This is a genomic window from Burkholderia sp. BCC0405 (assembly GCF_902833075.1).
Classification (GTDB): Bacteria; Pseudomonadota; Gammaproteobacteria; order Burkholderiales; family Burkholderiaceae; genus Burkholderia.
Genome location: NZ_CADFEO010000003.1, coordinates 298,144 through 317,604, shown reverse-complemented (window position 1 = coordinate 317,604; position 19,461 = coordinate 298,144). Strand labels below are relative to the sequence as shown.

Sequence of the window (19,461 nt, the reverse complement as noted above, 5' to 3'; positions counted from 1 at the left end):
ACGCGGCCGGCGCGCTTCACGCCGGCTGGCTGCGGCGCCAACCAGCCTCAGGCCGGCTGCGCGGCCGACGACGGGCCGCTTTCGGCCTGCAGGCGGCTGGTCACTTCCTTGCGGTAGCGGTTCAACTCCTGCGCGGTCGCGAACGTACGCTCGAACAGGATCGACAGGTTGTGCAGGATCCGCTCGACGACCTTCTTTTCCCACTCGCCGTCAAACCGGATCTGCTCGTCGAGCCAGCGCTCGAGCCATTCCGGATCGGGCAGGCGCGACTGCACGGTGTCGCGCGGGAACAGCGCCTGGTTCACGTGCAGGTTGGTCGGGTGCAGCGGCTTCTCGGTGCGGCGCGCCGACGCCATCAGCACGCCGATCTTCGCGAACGCGGCACGCGCAACGTCGCCGCAGTTGTTCAGCGCCTTCTTCATGTAGCGCAGGTACGCGCCGCCGTGGCGCGCTTCATCGCGCGAGATCGTTTCGTAGATCTGCTTGATGACCGGCTCGGTATGCCAGTCGGCCGCGCAGCGGTACCAGTGGTTCAGGCGGATCTCGCCGCAGAAGTGCAGCATCAGCGTCTCGAGCGGCGGCGCCGGATCGAATTCGAAGCGCACCGCGTGCAGTTCCTCTTCGGTCGGCACCATCTCCGGCCGGAAACGGCGCAGGTATTCCATCAGTACGAGCGAATGCTTCTGCTCCTCGAAGAACCACACGCTCATGAACGCGGAAAAGTCGCTGTCGTGCTGGTTGTCGCGCAGGAACATTTCCGTCGCGGGCAGCGCCGACCATTCGGTGATCGCGTTCATCTTGATCGTCTTCGCCTGCTCGTCGGTCAGCAGCGAAGCATCGAACCTGTCCCACGGAATGTCCTTCTCCATGTCCCAGCGGACAGCTTCGAGCGATCGGTAAAGTTCCGGATAAAGCATGGTGTTCATGATGGTCCCACCCCTGTTCTGCGCAATGCGACTTCTCTAAACGTGACTGTTGCCGCAGCGGCGCGCCAAGCGCGCTTTTTGCGGCCAAGACTGTAATTTTACGCGTGAAACCGACCGACCGGACTCAGATTGCTCGTCCGGCAGCCGGGCGGCCGCGCCGCCGCCGTTGCGGCATGCCGCAACCATGCTCCGCGCGAACGGAACCGGCTGCGCACTTGCCTGTGTGGGGGCCGGCGCTGGCCGGCTCGTGACGCGCCCGTCCCCTGCCCCAGGCGGGTGCCCCGAAGGGTCCCGTGCGGATGCCGGATCGGCGGGCTGTTCGATATGGTGTATACGGCGGCGGCCATGATAGCACGCGTCCATGACGGTTCCGAGACGCCTGGCCGGTCGCGCTCCGCCATTCGCGGTGCGGCGATCGGTCGCGGCTGGCCGTCGCGAAAACGCAACCACGCACCATTTCGGCGCATCAGACCCGTATTTCGCCGGTCGCGAGGCCGTCTTCCGGCGGTATGCCGGCGGCCGGCACGCTGCCGCCGTCCGCCCGCGCGATCCAGCCGGCCAACGTGTCGCGCTGCGCGCGCCCGTCACGATAGCCGAGCTCGATCAGTTCGCGCGTGAACGCCTCCTCGAACAGCAGGTAGCTCGCGAACGACGCGCCGGCCGGCTGGCTGCCGCCGATCGCGCCGAGCAGCCCGCGCATCGTCGCCGGCATCTGCTTCAGGTGCTTCGCGGCGATCAGCTCGATGCGCTCGGACGGCGCGATCGCGAGCACATCGACGTGCCGCCAGCCGCTGCCCACCTCGACCTGCTGCGGCAGGTGCTCGATCATCCGGTTGATGTGTTCGATGCGCTCGATATCCGAGCCGATCGAGTCGAGGAACACGCTCGCGAGCACCTGCTGGCCGATCTGCGCGAGCGTCGGGTAGCCGCGTACCAGCCCGGCGCCGTTCGCGGCCGGAATCTCGGGCCGCGGGTCGGCCGCACCGACCACGACGATCCGGTCCGCGCCGAAATGGATTGCCGGCGACAGCGGTGCGATCTGCCGGATCGACCCGTCGCCGAAGTATTCGATCTGCCCGTCGAGCACGAGCGGCACGGCCGGGAACACGAATGGAATCGCCGACGACGCGAGCAGGTGCGACGCCGACAGGTCGACGAGCCGTGCGGTGCGTTGCGCGCGGCGCCACGCCTGGATCGGCTCGGCCGCCTGGTAGAACGTCAGGTGCCGCCCGCTCGAATAGCTGAGCGCCGTCACCGCGAGCGCGTGCAGCAGGCGCGCTTCGAGCATCTGCTCGATCCGGTGGAAACTCAGCTCGCGCTGCAGCAGGTGCGCGAGCGGCGCGTTGTCGAGCAGCCCGCGCGGCGAACGGCGGGCCGCCCAGCCGAACGTCATCGTCGCGAGCCAGCGCGCGCCGGCGGCCGCGATGCCGAGCCAGTCGGTGCGATACACGTAGTCGGCGCGCAACGGCTCCCAGAACTCGAGCAGGCGCCGCACGCCGTGGGAAAAGTCGTCTGCGTGGCTCGCGATCGACGTCGCGTTGATCGCGCCGGCCGACGAGCCGCACACGACCGCGAACGGCAGCGTGTGCCGCTGCGGATCGGCTTCGCGCGCGATCTCGGCCAGCGCCTTCAGCACGCCGACCTGATAGGCGGCACGTGCGCCGCCTCCCATCAGAACGAGCGCGAGCCGCATGGTCGACCTGCCTGCTACCTGCGCCGCGTCACGTCGAGCGCTTCGGCGGGCGGGTTTCGGGCGACGAAGCGGCCGCCGCGCGCGCCGCGGCCGAACCGGCCGCACCGCTCGCACCGGTCGACTTCGCGCGCTTCGCCGCAGGCTTGCGCGGCGCGGCGGCGGCCGGTGCCGGCTTCGCGGCCGGCTCCGGCGGCGCAGCCGCGTCCGCCGGCGCCTCGCCCGGCGCGGCGGGCTGCATGCCCGGCTGCGCCATCGCGAGGCTCGCGAGCTGGTTGAACTGCGACTGCAGCAGGTTCCACCAGCCCGACGGATCGAACGCCTGCTGCGCGGCGTCGCCCGCCGCCGCATCCGACGCGTCGGCATCCGGGGCCGGCGGTGCGTCGCCCGATGCCTGTTTCGCCGCATGCGCGGCCGCGACGGCCGCCTCCTCGGCCGCTGACATCGAGCTCTGCGCAAACGCGCCGAACGCACGCAGCGTCGCGAGCGTCGCGCGCTGTACCTCGAGCGCCTGGATCGCGGACTGCAGCATCCCGAGATTGAGCTTCAGCCACTGCTCGACCGCGCGCAGATCGGTGATCCGCTTGTCGAGCTCCTCGACGCTCGTGAGCGGCGCCATCATGTCGGACATGCTCGACAGCGACGGCGGCAGCCCGTGCGTGGCGCCCGGAAACGACGTCATCCCGCCGAACGGCGACATCCGCATCATGTCCCACATGCGGTCCATCATGTCGGCGGGCTTGAAGCCGGCAAAGCCGGCGAAAGGGTTGGAGCCGGGGGCATCGGTCGTCATACGGGCATCCTGGTTGACTGGGTGAGGGCAAGGCGGCCGCCATGCATCGCGCGAGCCGCGCCTGGGTCGATCATAGCGCCGGCGCGCATCAGAACGGCGCGTCGCCGGGAAACTCGGGCGGGCGCCGCTCGCGCAGCGAGCGGATGCCTTCCTGCACGTCGGGCCCCGAGAAGCCCATGAATTCGAGCGCAAGCGACGTATCGAAGGTCGGCCCGGCCGTGCGCAGCCAGTTGTTCAACGCGTACTTGGTCCAGCGGATCGCCGACTGCGAACCGTGCGCGAGCCGCTCGGCCACTTCGTACGCCTTCGGCAGCAGGTCGGCCGGCTCGACCGCGAGCGAGACCAGCCCGATCCGCTCGGCCTCCTCGCCGCTCACGGGCTCGCACAGCATCAGGTAGTACTTCGCCTTCGCCATCCCGCACAGCAGCGGCCACACGATCGCCGCGTGGTCGCCGGCCGCGACGCCGAGCCGCGTGTGGCCGTCGATGATGCGCGCATCCTTCGCGGCGATCGAGATGTCCGCGAGCAGCCCCGCAACGAGCCCGGCGCCGACGGCCGGGCCATGCATCGCCGACACGATCGGCTTGCTGCAGTTGATCACGTTGTAGACGAGGTCGCGCGCCTCGCGCCACACGCGGGCGCGCACGTCGAAGTCCTTCGCCATGTCCTCGACGAGCGCGAGATCGCCGCCTGCCGAGAAGCCCTTGCCTTCGCCGCGGATCACCGCGACGCGCGTGTCGGGATCACGGTCGACGTCGCGCCAGATGTCGGCGAGCTCGCGATGCATGCGTGCGTTCGCGGTCGCGAGGCCGCTGCGGTTCGCGCCCTCGCCGCTCATCACGATGTCGAGCACGCCATGGTCGCGGCGCGTCACCTTCAGTGCTTCGTAACCGCTGTAAGCGGCGAGATTGGCCATGCCAGCTCCTTGCTCGAGGCTCTCGAGCCCCTGAATCGAGTGTAGCCAAGCCCGCGCGGGCAAACATCAGGCGAAACCCGGCGCGCGGGCCGGGCCCGGGTTTCGCGACGGCGGAGCTGCGTGCCCCGCGTGACTTACGCCGCGCCGTCGGGCGGGGCGACCGACTGCTCGATCGCGCCGAAGATCGACTTGCCGGCGGTATCGAACATCTCGATGCGCACGGTATCGCCGTAGCGCATGAACCCGGTCTGCGGCGCGCCGTGCTCGATCGTCTCGAGGCAGCGTTTCTCGGCGATGCAGCAGTAGCCGCGCTTCGCGTCCTTGTTCGACACCGTGCCCGAGCCGACGATCGAGCCGGCGCGCAGGTTGCGCGTCTTCGCCGCGTGCGCGATCAGCTGGCCGAAGTGGAACACCATGTCGGTGCCCGCATCGGGCTGGCCGACCTTCTTGCCGTTCCAGTGGACGATCATCGGCCGGTGCACGCGGCCTTCGCGCCATTCGTCGCCGAGCTCGTCGGGCGTCACGGCGACCGGTGCAAATGCGGTGGCCGGCTTGCTCTGGAAGAAGCCGAAGCCCTTCGCGAGCTCGGCCGGAATCAGGTTGCGCAGCGACACGTCGTTCACGAGCGTGACGAGCCGCACGCCCTTCAGCGCTTCGTCGGGCGTCGCGCTCATCCGCACGTCGCCGGTGATCACCGCGACTTCCGCCTCGAAATCGATACCCCATTCCTCGGACGGGCACACGACGTCGTCGCGCGGCCCCAGAAAATCGTCGCTGCCGCCCTGGTACATCAGCGGGTCGGTCCAGAATTCGGGCGGCATCTCCGCGCCGCGCGCGCGGCGCACGAGCTCGACATGGTTCACATAGGCGGAGCCGTCGGCCCACTGGAACGCGCGCGGCAGCGGCGCCATGCAGTTGGCCGGATCGAACGCGAACGCATTGCGCGCGCGGCCGTGGTTCAGCGCGTCGTACAGGTCGCGCAGCTGCGGCGCGTAGAACGCCCAGTCGTCGAGAACGCGCTGCAGCGTCGGCGCGATCGCATCGGCGATCGCCGCGGTGTGCAGGTCGCGCGACACGACGATCAGCTGGCCGTCGCGCGTGCCGTCCTTCAGCGAAGCAAGTTTCATAAGGGGGACTCTGCCGTTGTAGTGACGATGGAGGGAATCTATTTTACGATGGTGAATCCCTGCGGCGCGCCGCGATTGTGCGCGCCGTTTTCGCCCCGATTTTTCGGCCCGGTTTTCCAGCCCGACTCCTGCCGCACTTTCGCGCACCTGCCGCCCATGCCTGCCAGCCCGCTTCCCGACGACGATCTCGCCGACTCCGACACCGACGACGCCGCTTCCGGCGAGCACGGCGGGAAGGTCCGTTCCGGCATCCAGTCGATCGAGGTCGGCTTCCGCCTGCTCGACGTGCTGACGAGCGAGCCGCGCGCGATGATGCTGCGCGACCTCGCTCAGCGCGCGGGCATGAGTCCTGCAAAGGCACACCGCTACCTGGTCAGCTTCGCGCGGCTCGGCGTGGTGTCGCAGGACCCCGTCTCGGGCCGCTACGAGCTCGGCGGCTTCGCGCTGCAGATGGGGCTCGCGCGGCTCGCGCGCGTCGACGGCGTGAAGCTCGCGCGGATCGCGCTGACCGAATTCCGCGACCGGCTCGACCAGACGGTCGGCATCGCCGTATGGGGCAACCAGGGGCCGACGATCGTCCACTGGATGGAATCGAGCCACCCGGCGAAGGCGTCTCTGAAGCTCGGCGACGTGATGCCGCTGCTCGGCTCCGCGACGGGGCTGCTGTTCGCCGCGTACCTGCCGCGCAGCAAGACCGCCGCGATGCTCGAGCGCGAACTCGCCGATACCCGCCGCTCGCCGCACCACGGCGGCCCGCGCACGCTCGACGAGGTCGACGCGGCGCTCGCCGACGTGCGCAAGCACGAGGCCGCGCGCGTCGAGGGGATGCTGCTGCCGACGATCCACGCGTTCTGCATGCCCGTGTTCGATGCGGTCGGCGAACTCGCGCTCGCGATCGTCGCGCTCGGCCAGGAAGGCTCGTTCGACATTGCATGGGGCGGCGAGATCGACACCGCGCTGCGCGCCTGCGCGCAGAAACTGTCTTACGAACTCGGCTATAGTCCTGACGCGCGCGACGCCTGACGCGTCCTGCACCCGCCCCGTCACGTAGCGCGAACGCGCGGCGCATTCGGCAGTCCGATTCCTGTGGCGCGCGCGGCGCGCCCGACGCCATGCGAACGCTCCGATCCTGTTCCGATGCCCATGCAGCCTGCCGACACCCGCCCGAGTCACGCTTTGCCCCGCCACTGGCTGCGCGTGGGCATTGCGCTCGTCGTCGTGCTGGTGCTGCACGCGCTCGCCGCGTTCTGGCTGATGCGCAACCGCGACGCATTCACGCCGCCCGCACCCGCCGAAGTCCCCGTGCAGATCGAGCTGCTGAAACCGCAACCGATCGAGCGCCAGCCCGCGCCGCCTGCGCCGAAGCCGGTCGAGCGTCCGGCCGCGCCCGCACCGGCTGCCCCGAAGGCCGCCGCACCGAAACCCGCGCCTGAGCCGGTCCTCACGTCGACGCAAACGGCCGAGCACGGCGAGCCGCCGGCCGCCGCGTCCGCGGCGAGTGGCGTGCCGGGCGCATCGGGCGCCGATGCCGCGTCGGCTGCCGGCGCCGCCAGCGCCGCGACGCCGGGCCCCGCGACGAACGGCGTGAAGTTCGCCGCGCCGCCGTCCGGCGACCTGCAGTACGACACGTTCTACAACGGCATGCAGAATATGATCGGCACGATCCACTGGCGCACCGACGGGCATACCTACGACCTGTCGGTGTCGATGCCCGTGCCGTTCGTCGGCCCGTTCACCTACCGCAGCGAAGGCCGCATCGACGCGTTCGGCGTCGCGCCCGACCGCTACGTCGAGAAGCGCGGCAAGCGGCCGGAAGACATCGCGATCTTCAACCGCGAGATCCGCCAGGTCGTGTTTACGCGCACGCCGAACAACGCGCCGCTGCCCGACGGCGTGCAGGACCGCTTCAGCATGCTGATGCAGTTGTCGGGGCTCGTGCGCGGCAATCCGTCTGCCTACAAGCCGGGCGTCACGCAGCAGTTCTTCGTGATCGACAACAACAGCGGCGAGACGTGGCCGATCACCGTGATCGGCGACGAGCAGGTGCAGACGCAGACCGGCATCATCGGCGCGCGGCACTTCATGCGCCTGCCGCGGCGCGACGGCGACACGCGCCGCATCGACATGTGGCTCGCGCCGTCGCTCGGCTGGCTGCCCGCGCGGCTCGTGCAGAGCGAACCGAACGGCGCGCAGATCGAGCTGTTGTGGCATGGCCGGCTCGCGGCGCCGGGCGCGCCGTCCGACGAAGAACCCGCGGGCGGCGCAATGCATGCGCCCGCCGGTGCACCGACGCCCGACGCATCGGCCGCTCCCGCCGCGGAACCGGCACAACCCGCGCCGCCGGCCGCCGTGCAACCGCCCGCACAACCGGCTGCGCCGCCCGCGTCCTCGCCTGTCACATCGCCTGTCACATCGCCTGTCACACAGTGAACTCGCGCGTGGACGCGCGCGATTCGGCAATTTCGACCGATTACAGATTTCCGAGAAATGGCCGATGACACTCTTTAACAACTATTTCAGTCCACCGGCCGACAATGGGAAACGTTTCATAGACATCGGCTTCTAACCGATACACCCTACACAACGGGAACAGGGTGTGCAGCGCAAGCCCCTTGAATCCGGCAAGGCTCGCCCCACCTAGGGGACAACAAGGCCAGATGCCACTGCGAAGAGGAGTGCCGCCATGCAAATGATCTACAACAGCCCCAACTACTGCGTCGTCGAATTCGCGCCGCAGGCCGGCCACCACCTGATGAACGCCGGCGGATATGAAATCGTCGACAAGAACGCGCAGCGCGAAATCTTCATCGACGGCGAACTTGCCGAACGATTCCGCGCGCACGTGAAGCAGTTGATCGAGGATGAACCGTCACTCGACGAAGTCGACGAATTCCTCGGACAATTCGACAGCCTGATGATGATGCCCGTCGTGCTGCACTGACGACCCGCGGCCCGGCGCCTCGCGCGGCCGGGCCATTCGCCGCGCATCGACGCGGCACCCGCGAGCACTCCGATCATGCCCCCGTCCGGTTCGCCGGCGGGGGTTTTCATTTGGCGGCCCGGCCGGCGCGGCGCGAGGCCGGGCGGCGCCCATGCGCACCGGCTACAATGACGGTTTTCCCGTCTTCGCCGGTCTTTCGCCCATGTCTGCGACTCCTCTCGCCGCTTCCGTCCCGCTCGACGCGCCCTACACGCGCGGCGCCGCACTGCCTGCGCTGCTCAAATCGCGCATCCTGATCCTCGACGGCGCAATGGGCACGATGATCCAGCGCTACAAGCTCGACGAAGCCGCGTATCGCGGCGAGCGCTTCAAGGATTTCCCGCGCGACATCAAGGGCAACAACGAGTTGCTGTCGATCACGCAGCCGCAGATCATCCGCGAGATCCACGACCAGTACTTCGCGGCCGGCGCCGACATCGTCGAGACCAACACGTTCGGCGCGACGACCGTCGCGCAATCCGACTACGAGATGGAGGATCTCGTCGTCGAGATGAACATCGAATCGGCGAAGCTCGCACGCGAAGCGGCCGAAAAATACGCGACGCCGGACAAGCCGCGCTTCGTCGCGGGCGCGATCGGACCGACGCCGAAGACGGCCAGCATCTCGCCGGACGTCAACGACCCGGGCGCACGCAACGTCACGTTCGACGAGCTGCGCGCGTCGTACTACCAGCAGGCGAAGGCGCTGCTCGACGGCGGCGTCGACCTGTTCCTCGTCGAGACGATCTTCGACACGCTGAACGCAAAGGCCGCGCTGTTCGCGCTCGACGAGCTGTTCGAGGACACCGGCGAGCGCCTGCCGATCATGATCTCGGGCACCGTCACCGATGCGTCGGGCCGGATCCTGTCGGGCCAGACGGTCGAGGCGTTCTGGAATTCGCTGCGCCATGCGAAGCCGCTCACGTTCGGCCTGAACTGCGCGCTCGGCGCGGCGCTGATGCGCCCGTACATCGCCGAGCTCGCGAAGCTGTGCGACACGTACGTGTCGTGCTACCCGAACGCGGGCCTGCCGAACCCGATGGCCGAGACGGGCTTCGACGAGACGCCGGACGTCACGTCGGGTCTCCTGAAGGAATTCGCGCAAGCCGGGCTCGTGAACCTCGCCGGCGGCTGCTGCGGCACGACGCCCGAACACATCGCCGAGATCGCGAAGGCGCTCGCCGACGTGAAGCCGCGCCGCTGGCCGAACCAGTACAGCGACAACGCCTGACCCGACCGCCCTACGTCCTTCATCACCAGAATTCGCACCGCCATGACCGATCACACGATGCGCCTCGCCGGCCTCGAGCCTTTCAACGTCACGCCCGGGACGCTCTTCATCAACGTCGGTGAGCGCACCAACGTCACCGGCTCGAAGGCGTTCGCACGCATGATCCTCAACGGCCAGTTCGACGAGGCGCTCGCGGTCGCGCGCCAGCAGGTCGAGAACGGCGCGCAGGTGATCGACATCAACATGGACGAGGCGATGCTCGATTCGAAGGCGGCGATGGTGCGCTTCCTGAATCTCATCGCATCGGAGCCGGACATCGCGCGCGTGCCGATCATGATCGACTCGTCGAAGTGGGAGGTGATCGAGGCGGGCCTGAAGTGCGTGCAGGGCAAGGCGATCGTGAACTCGATCTCGCTGAAGGAAGGCGAGGACGCGTTCCGCCACCACGCGCACCTGATCCGCCGCTACGGCGCGGCGGCCGTCGTGATGGCGTTCGACGAAACCGGCCAGGCCGACACCTACGCGCGCAAGATCGAGATCTGCACACGCTCGTACAACTTCCTCGTGAACGAAGTCGGCTTCCCGCCGGAAGACATCATCTTCGACCCGAACATCTTCGCCGTCGCGACCGGTATCGAGGAGCACAACAACTACGCGGTCGACTTCATCGAGGCGACCCGCTGGATCAAGCGGAACCTGCCGTACGCGAAGGTGAGCGGCGGCGTGTCGAACGTGTCGTTCTCGTTCCGCGGCAACGACCCGGTGCGCGAGGCGATCCACACCGTGTTCCTGTACCACGCGATCCAGGCGGGGATGGACATGGGCATCGTCAACGCGGGCCAGCTCGGCGTGTACGCCGACCTCGACCCGGAGCTGCGCGAGCGCGTCGAGGACGTGATCCTGAACCGCCGTGACGATTCGACCGACCGCCTGCTCGAGATCGCCGACAAGTTCAAGACCGGCGCCGCGAAGAAGGAAGAGAATCTCGAGTGGCGCAACCAGCCGGTCGAGAAGCGGCTCGCGCACGCGCTCGTGCACGGCATCACGAACTTCATCGTCGAAGATACCGAAGAAGCGCGCGCGAAGATCGCCGCGGCCGGCGGCCGGCCGATCAACGTGATCGAAGGGCCGCTGATGGACGGGATGAACGTCGTCGGCGACCTGTTCGGCCAGGGCAAGATGTTCCTGCCGCAGGTCGTGAAATCGGCGCGCGTGATGAAGCAGGCCGTCGCGCACCTGATCCCGTTCATCGAGGAAGAAAAGCGCCTGCTCGCGGAAGCCGGCGGCGACGTGCGCGCGAAGGGCAAGATCGTCATCGCGACCGTGAAGGGCGACGTGCACGACATCGGCAAGAACATCGTGTCGGTCGTGCTCCAGTGCAACAACTTCGAAGTCGTCAACATGGGCGTGATGGTCCCGTGCAACGAGATCCTCGCGAAGGCGAAGGTCGAGGGCGCGGACATCATCGGGCTGTCGGGTCTCATCACGCCGAGCCTCGAGGAAATGGCGTACGTCGCGTCCGAAATGCAGCGCGACGACTACTTCCGCGTGAAGAAGATCCCGCTGCTGATCGGCGGCGCGACGACCTCGCGCGTGCACACGGCCGTGAAGATCGCGCCGCACTACGAAGGCCCGGTGGTCTACGTGCCGGACGCGTCGCGCTCGGTGTCGGTCGCCTCCAGCCTGCTGTCCGACGAAGGCGCGGCGAAATACCTCGACGAGCTGAAGTCCGACTACGAACGCATCCGCGACCAGCACGCGAACCGCAAGGCGCAGCCGATGGTCACGCTCGCCGAAGCGCGCGCGAACAAGACCAGGATCGACTGGGCGGGCTACCAGCCGGTCAAGCCGAAGTTCATCGGCCGCCGCGTGTTCAAGAACTACGATCTGAACGAGCTCGCGCAGTACATCGACTGGGGCCCGTTCTTCCAGACCTGGGATCTCGCGGGCCCGTACCCGGCGATCCTGAACGACGAGATCGTCGGCGAATCGGCGCGACGCGTGTTCTCCGACGCGAAATCGATGCTCGCGCGCCTGATCCAGGGCCGCTGGCTGACCGCGAGCGGCGTGATCTCGCTGCTGCCGGCGAATACCGTCAACGACGACGACATCGAGATCTACAGCGACGAGTCGCGCTCGGAAGTGCTGCTCACGTGGCGCAACCTGCGCCAGCAGAGCGTGCGCCCGGTGGTCGACGGCGTGATGCGGCCGAACCGCTCGCTCGCCGACTTCATCGCGCCGAAGGAATCGGGCGTCGCCGACTACATCGGGATGTTCGCGGTGACGGCCGGCCTCGGCGTCGACGCGAAGGAAAAGCAGTTCGAAGCCGACCACGACGACTACAGCGCGATCATGCTGAAGGCGCTCGCCGACCGCTTCGCTGAAGCGTTCGCGGAAGCGATGCACGCACGCGTGCGGCGCGAGCTGTGGGGCTACGCGAGCGGCGAAACGCTCGACAACGAGGCGCTGATCGCGGAAAAGTACGCGGGCATCCGCCCGGCGCCCGGCTACCCGGCCTGCCCGGATCACCTCGTGAAGCGCGACATGTTCGACGTGCTGCGCGCGGACGAGATCGGCATGAGCGTGACCGACTCGCTGGCGATGCTGCCGGCCGCGAGCGTATCGGGCTTCTATCTCGCGCATCCGGACAGCCGCTATTTCTCGGTCGGCAAAATCGGGCAGGATCAGCTCGAGGATTACGCGCGGCGCATGGCGCTGTCGCTCGACGACGCGCGCCGCGCGCTCGCGCCGCAGCTCTGATCGAAGCGAACGGGCCACCGGCCACCCGTTTGGTCAGACAAAAAGAAAAAGCCCGCTCGGAAGCGGGCTTTTTCTTGCCTTACTTGACCTTTCGTACTGCCGGGCAAGGAAGCTCAGAAGCCCCAGTGCACGTCGGCTTCGCCGGCTTTCGCCTCGCGCAGCATCGTGAGGAACGGCGCGACGCGCTGGGCCAGGCTCGGCGGCACTTCGTGGTGCGCGTGGTCGGCTTCGTCCTCGTGGAAATGGCCGGCGTGCTCGGCGCGTTCCTGCTTCGCCTGCGCGACTGCGCCTTCCAGCTTCGCGATCGCGTGGTCCAGTTCGTCGTGCGTAATCACACCGCGCTCGCCCAGCTGCTTGCCGACGAGACCCAGCACATACACGGCGAAATCCTTCAGCACGTCGAGATCCTGTGCCGCCTTGCTCTTGAACGTAATCATGACAATTCCCTTTTCATCTTGTTGTGCCTGCGCGGCGAAGTTGGGGAACGCCGGCAGACCGGCGTCCGGCCTCGCGGACGCGGGCCGCCTGAGCGGCATATTAGCACCTGTTAAAATTCTGCGATCCCTGAAACGCGCGCTTAAAAAGCGCGCCGGCGGGCCGGCGTTTCCGGCCGCCACCAACGAAGCCTTCTACCAGCATGCTGCCAGCACACAAACAGACCCTCGAAGCCCTGCTCGCGGATAGCGTCAAGCAGGTCGCACACGCGCTGAAAAGCGCCGACGCAGCGTTCGTCTCCCCGGCCATCACGCTGGAGCGCCCGAAGGTCGCCGCGCACGGCGACGTCGCGTGCAACGTCGCGATGCAGCTCGCGAAACCGCTCGGCACGAACCCGCGCCAGCTCGCCGAGCAGATCGTCGCCGCCCTCACCGCGCAGCCGGCCGCGCAAGGGCTCGTCGAAGCCGCCGAGATCGCCGGCCCCGGCTTCATCAACCTGCGCCTGTCGGCCGCCGCGAAGCAGGCGGTGATCGCCGCCGTGTTCGACCAGGGCCGCGCGTTCGGCACGTCGGATCGCGAGAAAGGCAAGCAGGTGCTGCTCGAATTCGTGTCGGCGAACCCGACCGGCCCGCTGCACGTCGGCCACGGCCGCCAGGCCGCGCTCGGCGACGTGCTCGCGAACGTGATCGCGAGCCAGGGCTATGCGGTGCACCGCGAGTTCTACTACAACGACGCGGGCGTGCAGATCGGCAACCTCGCGATCTCGACGCAGGCGCGCGCGCGCGGCCTGAAGCCGGGCGACGCGGGCTGGCCGGAAGCCGCGTACAACGGCGAATACATCGCCGACATCGCACGCGACTACCTGAACGGCGAAACGGTCGCCGCGTCGGATGGCGAGCCGGTCAAGGGTGCGGGCGACGTCGAGGATCTCGACGCGATCCGCAAGTTCGCGGTCACGTACCTGCGTCGCGAGCAGGACATGGACCTGCAGGCGTTCGGCGTGAAGTTCGACCAGTACTACCTCGAGTCGTCGCTGTACAGCGAAGGCCGTGTCGAGAAGACGGTCGACGCGCTGGTCAAGGCCGGCATGACCTACGAGCAGGACGGCGCGCTGTGGCTGCGCACGACCGACGAAGGCGACGACAAGGATCGCGTGATGCGCAAGTCGGACGGCACGTACACGTACTTCGTGCCGGACGTCGCGTACCACGTGACGAAGTGGGAGCGCGGCTTCACGAAGGTGATCAACATCCAGGGCTCGGACCACCACGGCACGATCGCGCGCGTGCGCGCCGGCCTGCAGGGCCTGCACATCGGGATTCCGAAGGGCTACCCCGACTACGTGCTGCACAAGATGGTCACCGTGATGCGCGACGGCCAGGAAGTGAAGATCTCGAAGCGCGCGGGCAGCTACGTGACGGTGCGCGACCTGATCGAATGGTCGGGTGGCGCGGCGGCGGGCCAGGAAGCGGCGCCCGACCTGATCGACGAGGCGACCATCACGCGCGGCCGCGACGCGGTGCGGTTCTTCCTGATCTCGCGCAAGGCCGATACCGAGTTCGTGTTCGACATCGACCTCGCGCTGAAACAGAACGACGAAAACCCGGTCTATTACGTCCAGTACGCGCATGCGCGGATCTGCTCGGTGCTCAACGAGCTGAAATCGCGCTACAACGTCGACGTTGCGCAGCTGCCGGGCGCCGACCTGTCACAGCTGACGAGCGCGCAAGCGGCGTCGCTGATGCAGAAGCTGGCCGAATACCCGGACATGCTCACGCACGCGGCGAACGAGCTGGCGCCGCACGCGGTCGCGTTCTACCTGCGCGACCTCGCTGGCGAATTCCACTCGTTCTACAATGCGGAGCGCGTGCTGGTCGACGACGAAGCGCCGCGCAATGCGCGCGCCGCGCTGCTCGCCGCGACCCGGCAGGTGCTCGAGAATGGTCTGGCGGTGCTCGGCGTGTCCGCGCCCGCCAAGATGTAAGGCAGCAAGCGGCCCGAACCGGGCAGCGAATGGCCGCGGCAGGAGCGCCCACCGTCGGATAACCCGCCGTCGGACAGCCCGCCGTGGCCTTTTCACGATTCTTTTTGCAGGTGACTCAAGCAATGGCACAACCACGCCGCACTTCGAAACAATCGAAACAAGCCGGAGGAACATTTCTTGGAATCGTGCTGGGCCTGATCGTCGGCCTCGCGATCGCGGTGGTGGTGGCGCTCTACATCACGCGTTCGCCGTCGCCGTTCGTGTCGAAGGTCGCGCCGCCGCCGGCCGACAACGGCGCGAGCCAGCCGCAGCAGTTCGATCCGAACCGCGCGCTGCAGGGCAAGACGCCCGGCCAGCCGGTGCCGCAGGCCGCGCAGCCCGCGCCGCCGAACACCGCGCCAGGCCAGGCCGCGAACCAGACCCAGGGCGGCCTGCTGCCCGAGCCGCAGATCGTCGAAGTGCCGCCGCAGGCCAACGGGTCGAGCGGCTCGAACAGCACCGGCAGCGCGAACAACACGACCGCGTCGAACACTACGTCGTCGAGCAATGGCGTCGCCGTCGCGCCGAAGCCGGCCGACACCACGCCGCCGCCGAAGAAGACGCAGCAAGCGCAGCAGCAGCAAGGCGGCGAGGACGACCTCGCACGCTTCGCCGCGCAGAAGCAGGCGCAGCAAGCCGCCGCGCAAAAGCAGCAACAACAGCAACTGGCCGCGAACACGCCGAAGCCGACCTCGTCGGCCACGGCCGCCGCCGCGGCGAAGCCGCCGACCGCGAACGACGCGAATACCGGCTACTTCCTGCAGGTTGGCGCGTACAAGACGGAAGGCGACGCCGAGCAGCAGCGCGCGCGCCTCGGCTTCCAGGGCTTCGAGTCGAAGGTGTCGAAGCGCGATGTCAGCGGCGTGACGTATTTCCGCGTGCGGGTCGGCCCGTTCTCGAAGTTCGAGGATATGAACTCGGCCCGCCAGCGCCTGTCCGATGCAGGTGTCGACACGGCGGTGATCCGTTTCACGAAGCAGTAAGCAACCGGCCGAGCCCACCCAGAACCCGTTACGTCCCGTAACCCGAGCAACTGATTCGACGTTCACAACATGAAAAAACTGCTTAGCACGCTCCTCCTGTCCCTGGGCCTGGCCGCCGGCCTCGCACAGGCTTCGCCCGCCGCGCCGGTCGCCGGCAAGGACTTCGAGGTGATGAAGTCGCCGCAGCCGGTGTCCGCGCCGGCCGGCAAGGTCGAGGTGATCGAGTTCTTCTGGTACGGCTGCCCGCACTGCTACGAATTCGAGCCGACGATCGAGGCCTGGGTGAAGAAGCAGGGCAACAACATCGACTTCAAGCGCGTCCCGGTCGCATTCCGTGACGATTTCGTCCCGCACTCGAAGCTGTTCTACGCGGTGTCCGCGCTCGGCATCTCCGAGAAGGTCACGCCGGCGATCTTCAACGCGATCCACAAGCAGAAGAACTACCTGCTGACGCCGCAGGCGCAGGCCGATTTCCTGGCCACGCAAGGCGTCGACAAGAAGCAGTTCATGGACGCGTACAACTCGTTCAGCGTGCAGGGCGAAGTGAACCAGTCGGCCAAGCTGCTGAAGGACTACGCGATCGACGGCGTGCCGACGGTCGTCGTCCAGGGCAAGTACAAGACGGGCCCCGCTTACGCGAACAGCATCCCGGGCACGGCCCAGGTGCTCGACTTCCTCGTGAAGCAGGTTCAGGACAAGAAGCTCTGATCCCCGCCCGCGCGCCGGCATGACTACTCCGCTGAAGGTCTTCATCACCGGCGCATCGAGCGGCCTCGGCCTCGCGATGGCCGAGGAATACGCCCGCCAGGGCGCCACGCTCGCACTCGTCGCGCGACGCACCGAGACCCTCGATGCGTTCGCGCAGCGCTTCCCGAAGCTGTCCATCTCCGTCTATTCCGCCGACGTGCGCGACGCCGACGCGCTCGCGACGGCCGCCGCGTCGTTCATCGCAACGCACGGCTGCCCCGACGTCGTGATCGCGAACGCAGGCATCAGCCAGGGCGCCGTCACGGGCCAGGGCGATCTCGCGGCGTTCCGCGACGTGATGGACATCAACTACTATGGGATGGTCGCGACGTTCGAGCCGTTCGTCGGCCCGATGACGGCCGCGCGCCACGGCACGCTGGTCGGTGTCGCAAGCGTCGCCGGCGTGCGCGGCCTGCCCGGTTCCGGCGCGTACAGCGCGTCGAAATCGGCCGCGATCAAGTACCTCGAAGCGCTGCGCGTCGAGCTGCGGCCGGCCGGCGTCGGCGTCGTGACGATCGCGCCCGGCTACATCCGCACGCCGATGACCGCGCACAACCCGTACCGGATGCCGTTCCTGATGGACGCCGACCGCTTCGCCGCACGGGCGGCCCAGGCAATCGCGCGGCAGCACGCGTTCCGCGTGATTCCGTGGCAGATGGGCGTCGTCGCGAAGGTGCTGCACGTGCTGCCGCGCTGGCTGTACGACCGCCTGTTCGAGAAGGCGCCGCGCAAGCCGAAGGCCGGGGCGCACTGACACTCCGGCGAGCGCCGGCCCGCGCGACGCATCGCGGGCCGTCTCTCCGTCTCTCCGTCTCTCCGTCTCTCCGTCTCTCCGTCTCTCCGTCTCTCCGTCTCTCCGTCTCTCCGTCTCTCCGTCTCTCCGTCTCTCCGTCTCTCCATCTCTCCGTCTCTCCGCACCGACGCCGGGCCGCTTCGACGCTCCGATTCGCAGAGCGCTCCCGCGCCGCCCCCGCCGCACCGCCGTCCAGCGCCCCCAGCGCCAGCGCTCGCCCCTCCCACCGCCCCAACACCCGTTCCGTCGCGAACGCAGCCGTTTTTCGGTCAATTCGCCGCGTTCAGGCGCTTTTTTCACGCGTCGCGCGCTTTGACGGTATGCTATTCGCCAGCCGCGCCGGCCCTGCCCGCTTCCGGGCCGCGCCCGCATCCCGTCACCCAGCAAAAAACACAAGCCACGTGGGAGATCCTATGCAGGTCAAGCTGTTCGCCGCGGCCACGCTCGCCGCCGCCCTCGCCGCCCCCGGCCTCGCCGCCGCCAAGCCGCTCACCGTGTGCACGGAATCGAGCCCGGACGGCTTCGACGTCGTGCAGTACAACTCGCTCGTCACGACCAACGCGTCGGCCGACGTGATCTTCAACACGCTCGTGTCGTACGACGAAGCCGCGAAGAAGGTCGTGCCCGCGCTCGCCGACAAATGGGAGGCGAGCGCCGACGGCCTCACGTACACGTTCCACCTGCGCCCGAACGTCGCGTTCCAGACCACCGACTACTTCAAGCCGAGCCGCGCGCTCGACGCGGACGATGTCGTGTTCACGTTCTCGCGAATGCTCGACGACTCGAACCCGTGGCACAAGGTGGCGGGTGCGAGCGGCTTCCCGCACGCGCAGTCGATGGGCCTCGTGAAGCTCGTGAAGTCGGTCACGAAGGTCGACGACAGCACCGTGAAGTTCGTGCTGAACGAGCCGAACGCGACGTTCGTGCCGATCCTGACGATGGGCTTCGCGTCGATCTACTCGGCCGAATACGCGGACCAGTTGCTGAAGGCCGGCAAGCAGGCCGACCTGAACGCGAAGCCGGTCGGCACCGGCCCGTTCGTGCTGAAGAGCTACACGAAGGACGCGCTGATCCGCTACGACGTGAATCCGACCTACTGGGGCACGAAGCCGAAGGTCGACCGGCTGATCTATGCAATCACGCCCGACCCGTCGGTGCGCCTGCAGAAGGTGAAGGCCGGCGAATGCCAGATCGCGCTGTCGCCGAAGCCGCAGGACGTGCTCGCCGCGAAGGGCGAAAGCGCGCTGAAGGTCGTGCAGACGCCCGCGTTCATGACCGCGTTCGTTGCACTGAACACGCAGAAGAAGCCGCTCGACAACGACAAGGTGCGCGAAGCGCTGAACCTCGCGTTCGACCGCGCGACCTACCTGAAGGTCGTGTTCGACAACACCGCGACGGCCGCGAACAACCCGTATCCGCCGAACACGTGGAGCTACGCGAAGGACGTCGCACCGTATCCGTACGATCCGGCGAAGGCGAAGCAGTTGCTCGCGCAGGCCGGCTTCCCGAACGGCTTCTCGACGACGATCTGGACGCGCCCGACCGGCAGCGTGCTGAACCCGAACCCGAAGGTCGGCGCGGAGCTGCTGCAGGCCGACCTCGCGAAGATCGGCGTGAAGGCCGAGGTCAAGGTGATCGAATGGGGCGAGCTGATCAAGCAGGCGAAGCTCGGCCAGCATGACATGCTGTTCATGGGCTGGGCCGGCGACAACGGCGATCCGGACAACTATCTGTCGCCGCTGTTCAGCTGCAATGCGGTGAAATCGGGCATCAACTTCGCGCGCTTCTGCGACGCGCAGCTCGACAAGCTGATCGCCGACGGCAAGTCGACCGCCGACCAGGCCAAGCGCGCGAAGCTGTACGAAGCCGCGCAGAAGATCATCCACGACCAGGCGCTGTGGATCCCGCTCGGCTACCCCACCGCGGCCGCGCTCACGCGCACGAACGTGAGCGGCTATCGCGTGAGCCCGTTCGGACGGCAGAACTTCACGACGGTCGCCGTGCAGTAACGCGTCCGCCGCGAACGGGCATCACGCCGCCGCCGTGTTGCCTGCTTC

At 67.9% G+C, this 19,461-nt stretch carries 16 protein-coding genes; 10 read left to right on the top strand and 6 right to left on the bottom strand.

Annotated features, from left to right (window positions below; all coding sequences use genetic code 11):
* Positions 1-47 precede the first annotated feature (47 nt).
* From HWX36_RS06680 to HWX36_RS06660, 5 genes are all read right to left on the bottom strand, one after another.
* Entirely contained in the window at positions 48-926 is an 879-nt protein-coding gene (locus HWX36_RS06680; RefSeq protein WP_175951410.1) for a diiron oxygenase, read from the bottom strand.
* Between the two features lie 466 nt (positions 927-1,392).
* Entirely contained in the window at positions 1,393-2,619 is a 1,227-nt protein-coding gene (locus tag HWX36_RS06675; protein WP_175951409.1) for a patatin-like phospholipase family protein, read from the bottom strand.
* Positions 2,620-2,647: 28 nt separating this feature from the next.
* Positions 2,648-3,409 (bottom strand): PhaM family polyhydroxyalkanoate granule multifunctional regulatory protein, encoded by a 762-nt coding sequence (locus HWX36_RS06670; RefSeq protein WP_175951408.1) that lies wholly within the window; start codon positions 3,407-3,409, stop codon positions 2,648-2,650.
* A gap of 88 nt (positions 3,410-3,497) precedes the next feature.
* Complete coding sequence (locus tag HWX36_RS06665) at positions 3,498-4,325, bottom strand: enoyl-CoA hydratase/isomerase family protein (RefSeq protein WP_175951407.1); 828 nt, start codon at positions 4,323-4,325, stop codon at positions 3,498-3,500.
* A gap of 134 nt (positions 4,326-4,459) precedes the next feature.
* Positions 4,460-5,452: a fumarylacetoacetate hydrolase family protein gene (locus tag HWX36_RS06660; protein WP_175951406.1), complete on the bottom strand. Its 993-nt coding sequence runs from the start codon at positions 5,450-5,452 to the stop codon at positions 4,460-4,462.
* A gap of 156 nt (positions 5,453-5,608) precedes the next feature.
* Here HWX36_RS06660 and HWX36_RS06655 point away from each other — a divergent pair, with 156 nt between their 5' ends.
* The 5 genes from HWX36_RS06655 to metH all read left to right on the top strand — a co-directional run bounded on the left by HWX36_RS06655 (position 5,609) and on the right by metH (position 12,423).
* Complete coding sequence (locus HWX36_RS06655) at positions 5,609-6,475, top strand: IclR family transcriptional regulator (protein ID WP_175951405.1); 867 nt, start codon at positions 5,609-5,611, stop codon at positions 6,473-6,475.
* A gap of 114 nt (positions 6,476-6,589) precedes the next feature.
* Positions 6,590-7,882 (top strand): DUF3108 domain-containing protein, encoded by a 1,293-nt coding sequence (locus HWX36_RS06650; protein ID WP_175951404.1) that lies wholly within the window; start codon positions 6,590-6,592, stop codon positions 7,880-7,882.
* A 253-nt stretch (positions 7,883-8,135) separates the two neighbouring features.
* Positions 8,136-8,393: a DUF3567 domain-containing protein gene (locus HWX36_RS06645; protein WP_006477667.1), complete on the top strand. Its 258-nt coding sequence runs from the start codon at positions 8,136-8,138 to the stop codon at positions 8,391-8,393.
* Positions 8,394-8,595: 202 nt separating this feature from the next.
* A complete protein-coding gene (locus HWX36_RS06640) occupies positions 8,596-9,663 on the top strand; it encodes a homocysteine S-methyltransferase family protein (RefSeq protein WP_089446708.1) in 1,068 nt (355 codons plus the stop codon).
* Between the two features lie 42 nt (positions 9,664-9,705).
* Positions 9,706-12,423 carry a methionine synthase gene (metH, locus tag HWX36_RS06635; RefSeq protein ID WP_175951403.1) on the top strand — a complete coding sequence of 906 codons (2,718 nt, stop codon included), beginning with the start codon at positions 9,706-9,708 and terminating at the stop codon, positions 12,421-12,423.
* A gap of 113 nt (positions 12,424-12,536) precedes the next feature.
* On the opposite strand, the gene HWX36_RS06630 is transcribed toward metH, so the two are convergent.
* The gene (locus HWX36_RS06630; RefSeq protein WP_011353361.1) at positions 12,537-12,860 is read right to left on the bottom strand and encodes a DUF1840 domain-containing protein; all 324 of its coding nucleotides are present in this window, start codon (positions 12,858-12,860) and stop codon (positions 12,537-12,539) included.
* A 200-nt stretch (positions 12,861-13,060) separates the two neighbouring features.
* Between HWX36_RS06630 and argS the strand changes: the two genes are divergently transcribed.
* The 5 genes from argS to HWX36_RS06605 all read left to right on the top strand — a co-directional run bounded on the left by argS (position 13,061) and on the right by HWX36_RS06605 (position 19,413).
* Positions 13,061-14,842, top strand: a complete 1,782-nt coding sequence (gene argS, locus HWX36_RS06625) for an arginine--tRNA ligase (protein WP_175951402.1) — start codon at positions 13,061-13,063, stop codon at positions 14,840-14,842.
* A gap of 122 nt (positions 14,843-14,964) precedes the next feature.
* Positions 14,965-15,864: an SPOR domain-containing protein gene (locus HWX36_RS06620; protein WP_175951401.1), complete on the top strand. Its 900-nt coding sequence runs from the start codon at positions 14,965-14,967 to the stop codon at positions 15,862-15,864.
* Between the two features lie 69 nt (positions 15,865-15,933).
* Positions 15,934-16,572, top strand: coding sequence for a thiol:disulfide interchange protein DsbA/DsbL (locus HWX36_RS06615; protein ID WP_011353364.1), 639 nt, complete (start codon positions 15,934-15,936; stop codon positions 16,570-16,572).
* Positions 16,573-16,591: 19 nt separating this feature from the next.
* Entirely contained in the window at positions 16,592-17,365 is a 774-nt protein-coding gene (locus tag HWX36_RS06610; protein ID WP_175951400.1) for an SDR family oxidoreductase, read from the top strand.
* Between the two features lie 452 nt (positions 17,366-17,817).
* Positions 17,818-19,413 carry an ABC transporter substrate-binding protein gene (locus tag HWX36_RS06605; protein ID WP_175951399.1) on the top strand — a complete coding sequence of 532 codons (1,596 nt, stop codon included), beginning with the start codon at positions 17,818-17,820 and terminating at the stop codon, positions 19,411-19,413.
* The last annotated feature ends 48 nt before the right edge of the window (positions 19,414-19,461 follow it).